6 protein-coding genes are annotated in these 5520 nt (G+C 68.4%); 3 read left to right on the top strand and 3 right to left on the bottom strand.

Annotation, left to right across the window (positions count from 1 at the left end):
• Nucleotides 1-79: 79 nt before the first annotated feature.
• Genes RMO85_RS07535 through RMO85_RS07525 form a run of 3 tightly spaced genes read left to right on the top strand, consistent with a single transcriptional unit; the run spans nt 80 to nt 3154 of the window.
• Nucleotides 80-1120 (top strand): LLM class F420-dependent oxidoreductase, encoded by a 1041-nt coding sequence (locus RMO85_RS07535; protein ID WP_310528096.1) that lies wholly within the window; start codon nt 80-82, stop codon nt 1118-1120.
• Nucleotides 1108-2013, top strand: a complete 906-nt coding sequence (locus RMO85_RS07530; protein ID WP_310528095.1) for an oxygenase MpaB family protein — start codon at nt 1108-1110, stop codon at nt 2011-2013. Before RMO85_RS07535 ends, RMO85_RS07530 begins: the two co-directional genes overlap by 13 nt.
• A complete protein-coding gene (locus tag RMO85_RS07525) occupies nt 2006-3154 on the top strand; it encodes an acyl-CoA dehydrogenase family protein (protein WP_310528094.1) in 1149 nt (382 codons plus the stop codon). Before RMO85_RS07530 ends, RMO85_RS07525 begins: the two co-directional genes overlap by 8 nt.
• Here the strand turns inward: RMO85_RS07525 and RMO85_RS07520 are convergent.
• The 3 genes from RMO85_RS07520 to RMO85_RS07510 all read right to left on the bottom strand — a co-directional run.
• Nucleotides 3129-3467 carry a gamma-glutamylcyclotransferase gene (locus tag RMO85_RS07520; RefSeq protein WP_310528093.1) on the bottom strand — a complete coding sequence of 113 codons (339 nt, stop codon included), beginning with the start codon at nt 3465-3467 and terminating at the stop codon, nt 3129-3131. The genes RMO85_RS07525 and RMO85_RS07520 overlap by 26 nt on opposite strands.
• Nucleotides 3468-3490: 23 nt before the next feature.
• Nucleotides 3491-4906: a hypothetical protein gene (locus RMO85_RS07515; protein ID WP_310528092.1), complete on the bottom strand. Its 1416-nt coding sequence runs from the start codon at nt 4904-4906 to the stop codon at nt 3491-3493.
• A 211-nt stretch (nt 4907-5117) separates the two neighbouring features.
• A partial coding sequence (locus tag RMO85_RS07510) for a hypothetical protein (protein WP_310528091.1) occupies nt 5118-5520 on the bottom strand: 403 nt, incomplete at its 5' end.

Here is a 5520-nt window from a genome sequence, read left to right as displayed (position 1 = left end):
GTCGACGTGGTCTTCGGTCCGCGGCTGCCAGCCTGACCCTCCTTGCGATTGTGACAGTGGTGGTGTCACAGTTGGCGTCATGAAGCTCTCGATGCCCCTGATGTATGCCGGCAACCCGCGCGAAGCCGCCGACCAGGTCAGCCAGCTCGAGAAGGCGGGCCTCGACACCGTCTGGGTCGCCGAGGCCTACGGCTTCGACGCCCCGACCCTGATGGGCTACCTCGCGGCGAAGACGGAGACCATCGAGATCGGCTCGGCGATCCTCAACGTCTACTCGCGCACCCCCGGCGCGCTGCTGCAGACCGCGGCCGGCCTCGACAACGTCTCCGGCGGTCGCGCCATCCTCGGCCTCGGCGCGAGCGGCCCGCAGGTGATCGAGGGCTTCCACGGCGTGCCCTACTCCAAGCCGCTCGCCCGCACCGCCGAGGTGATCGACATCGTGCGCCGTGGTCTCAAGCGGGAGAAGCTCCAGAGCGACGGCCTCTACAAGCTGCCGTTGAGCAAGCAGGACGGTGCCGTCACCGGGCTCGGCAAGGCGCTGAAGCTCCTGAACCACCCCGAGCGCGACTCGATCCCGATCTACATCGCCGCGCTCGGGGCGAAGTCGGTCGAGCAGACCGCCGAGATCGCCGACGGCTGGATCCCGATGCTCTTCCACCCCGAGAAGGCGCACCTCGTCTGGGGCGACGCCCTCGCGGCCGGTACGGCGAGGCGCTCCCCCGACCTCGGGTCGCTCGAGATCAACGCCGGCGGCATGGTCGCGATCGGCGAGGGGCCGGAGACGAAGGCGCTCCTCGACTTCGCGCGGCCGCTCTACGCGCTATACGTAGGCGGCATGGGCGCGAAGGGGAAGAACTTCTACAACGACGTCGCCTGCGCCTACGGCTTCGAGAAGGAGGCCGCCCAGATCCAGGACCTCTACCTCTCCGGCAAGAAGAAGGAGGCCGAGGCGCTGGTCCCGCTCGAGTGGCTCGAGGCCGCCAACCTCGTCGGCCCCGCGTCCTACGTGCGCGAGCGGCTCGAGGCGTTCCGGGAGTCGGGCGTCACCAACCTGTCCCTCACCCCGGCGACAGAGGACCCGGCCGCCACCATCGCGCAGGTGAAGGAATGGGTGTCCTGAACCCGCTGACCCGGCGCCTCGCCCACCCGCGTCGCTACGACAACCTGCGCCGCATCCAGGCCCTCGATCCCGACACCCACTACGACGAGATCCTGGCCCTGGTAGCACGCCACGAGTTCCCGTGGGACTACGCGCAGGGCACCGCGATCGCATTCATGCGCGACTACGGCGTCCCGTCGATCTCGGGGCTGCTGCACCGCACGGGCGAGTTCGAGCGGCACGGCATCAAGCGCTACGACGACACCGTCCTGATCGGCCAGGAGGCGACGATCGACGGCATCGACTCCGAGCGCGGGCACGCCGCCGTACGCCGCCTCAACCAGATCCACGGCCACCACGACATCCCCGACGACGAGTTCGCCTACGTCCTGGCCACCACGATCGTCGGGCCGGTGCGCTGGATCTCGCAGTACGGGTGGCGACCGCTCGACCCGCACGAGCTCGTCGCGATCACCCGCGTGACCACGCGCTTCGGCGAGCTGATGGGGATCAAGGGCCTGCCATCGACGTACGACGGCTATCTCCAGCTGCTGCTCGACTACGAGCGAACGCACTTCTCCCCCGACCCGGCCAACACCGCGCTCGCCGAGGCCTCCATCGACATCGCGCGTGCCGTGGCGCCGCTGCCGGTGCGCCCGCTCGTGCGTCGAGTGACGATCGCGCTGATGGACACACCGCTGCGGGAGGCGCTGCGGCTGCCGGCCCAGCCACGGTGGTTCGTCGCCCTCGTGCGCCGTTCGCTGAGGCTGCGCGGTCGGGTGCTGCGTTTCGCGCCGCCGCGACGCACGCCCTACCTCCACCGGGCGCTCAGCTATCCCGACGGGCACCGCCTCGCCGACCTCGGACCGCTCTCGATGCTCGATGCACTCAACGAAAGGGACCCGCATGCCTGAACGCCCCTCCATCCTCGAGCAGGAGCACGAGGACTTCCGCGCCACCGCCCGCGCGTTCCTCGAGCGGTCCGTCATCCCCTTCCACGCCCAGTGGGAGGCCGACGGCATCGTGTCGCGCGACGTGTGGCTGGAGGCGGGCAAGGCCGGGCTGTTGTGCTTCGACGTCGAGGAGGAGTACGGCGGCGCGGGGATCAAGGACTTCCGCTACAACATGGTGCTGGCCGAGGAAGCCGCACGGGCAGGCGCGTCCGGGCCCGGCTTCGCCGTGCACAGCGACATCATCGTTCCCTACATCTCGGCGCTCGGGACGCCGTCGCAGAAGGCGAGGTGGCTGCCTGGACTCGTGGACGGCTCACTCATCTCGGCCATCGCCATGACCGAGCCCGGCGCCGGGTCCGACCTGCAGGGCATCCGGACCACGGCCGTCGATGCCGGGGACCACTACGTGCTCAACGGGTCGAAGACCTTCATCAGCAACGGCATCCTGTCCGACCTGGTGATCGTGGTCGCCCGCACCGACCCCGACGCCGGGCACCAGGGCATCTCACTGCTCGCGGTCGAGCGGGGCATGCCGGGCTTCGAGCGTGGGCGCAACCTGGACAAGATGGGGCTGCACGCGCAGGACACCGCAGAGCTGTCGTTCACCGACGTGCACGTGCCCAAGGAGAACCTGCTCGGCGCCGAGGGCTCGGGCTTCGTCTCGCTGATGGAGAACCTGCCCCAGGAGCGGATCTCGATCGCCTGCATCGCGGTGGCCGCGATCGAGCACGTGCTGGACCTGTGCCTCGACTACGCGAAGTCGCGCGAGGCCTTCGGGAAGCCGATCGGGAAGTTCCAGCACAACCGGTTCATGCTCGCCGAGATGGCGACCGAGGCCCACATCGCGCGGGTGTTCATCAACGACTGCGTGCTACGCCTCAACGCCGGCACCGTCGACACGTCGCTCGCGTCGATGGCGAAGTGGTGGACGACCGAGCTGCAGAAGCGGACCGTGGATGCCGGCGTCCAGCTCCACGGTGGCTACGGCTACATGTCGGAGTATCCGATCTCGCGGGCCTACACCGACTCGAGGATCCAGACGATCTACGGCGGGACGACCGAGATCCAGAAGGAGATCATCGGTCGGATGCTGGGGCTGTGACGTAGACCTGGGCCTCCACGAGCCCGGCCTTGCTCGCTGCCAGGGTGGTAACGCGCCGGTAGCCGATGCCCTCGAACTCGTCGAGTCGGGCCCAGTGTTCGTCGAGATGCGCCGAGACGAAGAGCATCCCGTTGACCTCGGGCGCAGCCGGGTCGAGCGCAATCGCCGGATAGCCGTGCTCGAAGGCCCAACCCTCCTTCACCAGGACGCCGCGTACCGACGCCGGCTCCCACTCGCCGTCGATGTCGGCGAGCACGTGCTCGTTGGGTTGGCCCGGGGCGAGGGTGCCGTAGACGAAGAGGCGCTGGATCACGGGCCAAGTCTGGCTCACTGCTCCTACGCGACGAGCGCCACTGACTTTCGGAAGAAGAGCTCGGCCCGGCTCATCGTGGCTGTGGCGGCCTCGCTCCTGGTCTCCGCGAGCCGGCGGGTGCCGGTGTGGTCGACGAGGTACATGGCGCCGTAAGGATCCCGCCACACGTAGACCCCGGGGAACGGTTGCTGCACCTGCCAGCGTCCGTGCGTCTTGACCCGGTGATGGAAACCGGTCATCGGCCCGTAGTTGCCCACCCTTGACTGCCCGGCGCCCTTCGCCGCACCGCGGCGGTAGGGCACGGTGTGGTCGATCTGCTGGGTGCGGGACAGGTTGGCTCCCCACGGGAAGGTGTCGGCCGGCGTCATCAGATGCACGGCCTGTCTATGTCGGTCGGGGATCTCGTAGGCGTCGACGGGCGCCTGGCCGTTGAGGTCACACACGGGGGTGATCGTGAAAGTGGTGTCCGGGCCGAGGTGCTGCTTGATCCAGGCGTCCGTGACGGGTCCGTGGCCCTCGACGCGGGCGATGCCGGGCTCCCCCGTGCCTGCGTAGGCATGGAGGAACAGGACCACCGTCGGCATCAGCTGCCGCCAGTCGATCTCGGGCTTCTCGCCGGCGCGGGGTTCCCCGGTTTCACCGGGATCGTCGCAGCGGTGCTGCCAGGCGGCGTAGTGCTCCAACAGCTCGCACGCGCGCTTCGGGTTGGTGAGGATCAAGACCGCCTTCACGCGGTGCTCGTCGTCGTTGCCGGTCTCGCCGAGCTCGAGCAGGATGCGTGCGAGGTGCGTGACCATCGCGTCGAGGCGGGCGATGACGTGGAGCGGCGCTCGGACGTAGAAGCCGCGCATCCCGGCATCGGTGGAGCGGGTGGGCTGGGCGAGCTGGCGCGTCGCTGCGTCGCGCTCGCGTTCGGCGGCGTCCGCGGGATCGCTGGCCGCGATGGCGCCCTCGACGAGGGCCTCGAACCGGGTCCACGGGATCCGGCCGTCGGCGGCCCGGTGGACCCGCTTGTCGACGTACGCCGCCTGCTCGGTGCCGAGGTCGCGCGTCCTGCGTGCGACGAAGCGGGCGTAGGACGCCTTGACCTCCAAGGCCTGGACACGGCGCCACAACCGCGGGAGTCGATGGGCGATATCGAGGGCATCGGCCATCAAGGAGTGCGCCGCGCCCGTCGAGATCTGGAGCCGCGCGCCCAGAACGGCCGGCGCGAACTCCAGCACCTCTGGCGTGCCCACTCCCCCGAACCGCTTCGCCTGCTCGCGCCCGGGACGCCTGGCCTCAGCGGGGTCGAGGCGGTCGGGATTGTTGAGGACCGCGTGCTGGACGGCGAGGCGGATCGTCTCCGCCTCAGCTTGCCTCTTGGCGCGCGCCACCGTCTCGGCGTGAGCGAGGAGCTGGTCCTCGGTCAGGCCCTCGAGAGCCGTGGTGGTGGGCATGAATCCACTCAAGCAGACACCACCGACAACGCCTCCAGGCCGGCTTGGCTGCGGAGCTGAGGCGCGTCACTCCGCCCACTATGACGCGGCCCATGCTTGGACGGGCGAAAGGTGATCAGGTGGCGACTCGCGGCCCTTGACCCCGCCGCGCCAATCCCCGAGAGCTCCGGCCTCGCACGCTGCGGGAGCGGCGTAGACTCGCGCGTCGCCGTTAGCGAGCCGTCACCTCCGGAAGTACGGCACGAATTGCCTGCTGAAGTCGATCGTCTCGGGAGCTTCGAATCGCGCGGGTAACCCATGCAGTAAAGACGTCAACCTTCCAACTGCGCAAATGAGCCGATGCAAGTGCCATCAGCGCCTTCTTGCGATCGTAGACGGCTAGAAGTGCGTCGAGATCATCTTGGGCGATAGCGGCAGATATCTCGTGTTCCATCCCGCTAGCTAGCGCAGCAACATCGATCCTGGCCGTCTGGGCGGCGTAACTAGTGGCCAGATTCGCAACTGATTTGTCGGCCGATAGATCGACCAGTTTGAGCATTCTGTCGATACGACGACGACAATAACGAAGTACAACTTCGGTCAAGTTCTTCTCCACCGACGCATCGGCGAAAATC

It is taken from the genome of Nocardioides sp., from assembly GCF_031422975.1.
Lineage (GTDB): Bacteria > Actinomycetota > Actinomycetes > Propionibacteriales > Nocardioidaceae > Nocardioides.
This window is presented reverse-complemented; position numbering and strand designations above follow the sequence as displayed.

What these genes read in the sequence shown, in the direction of transcription:
- RMO85_RS07535 (WP_310528096.1), top strand. Translation starts at nt 80, where the DNA reads ATGAAGCTCTCGATGCCCCTGATGTATGCCGGCAACCCGCGCGAAGCC.
- RMO85_RS07530 (WP_310528095.1), top strand. Translation starts at nt 1,108, where the DNA reads ATGGGTGTCCTGAACCCGCTGACCCGGCGCCTCGCCCACCCGCGTCGC.
- RMO85_RS07525 (WP_310528094.1), top strand. Translation starts at nt 2,006, where the DNA reads ATGCCTGAACGCCCCTCCATCCTCGAGCAGGAGCACGAGGACTTCCGC.
- RMO85_RS07515 (WP_310528092.1), bottom strand. Translation starts at nt 4,906, where the DNA reads ATGCCCACCACCACGGCTCTCGAGGGCCTGACCGAGGACCAGCTCCTC.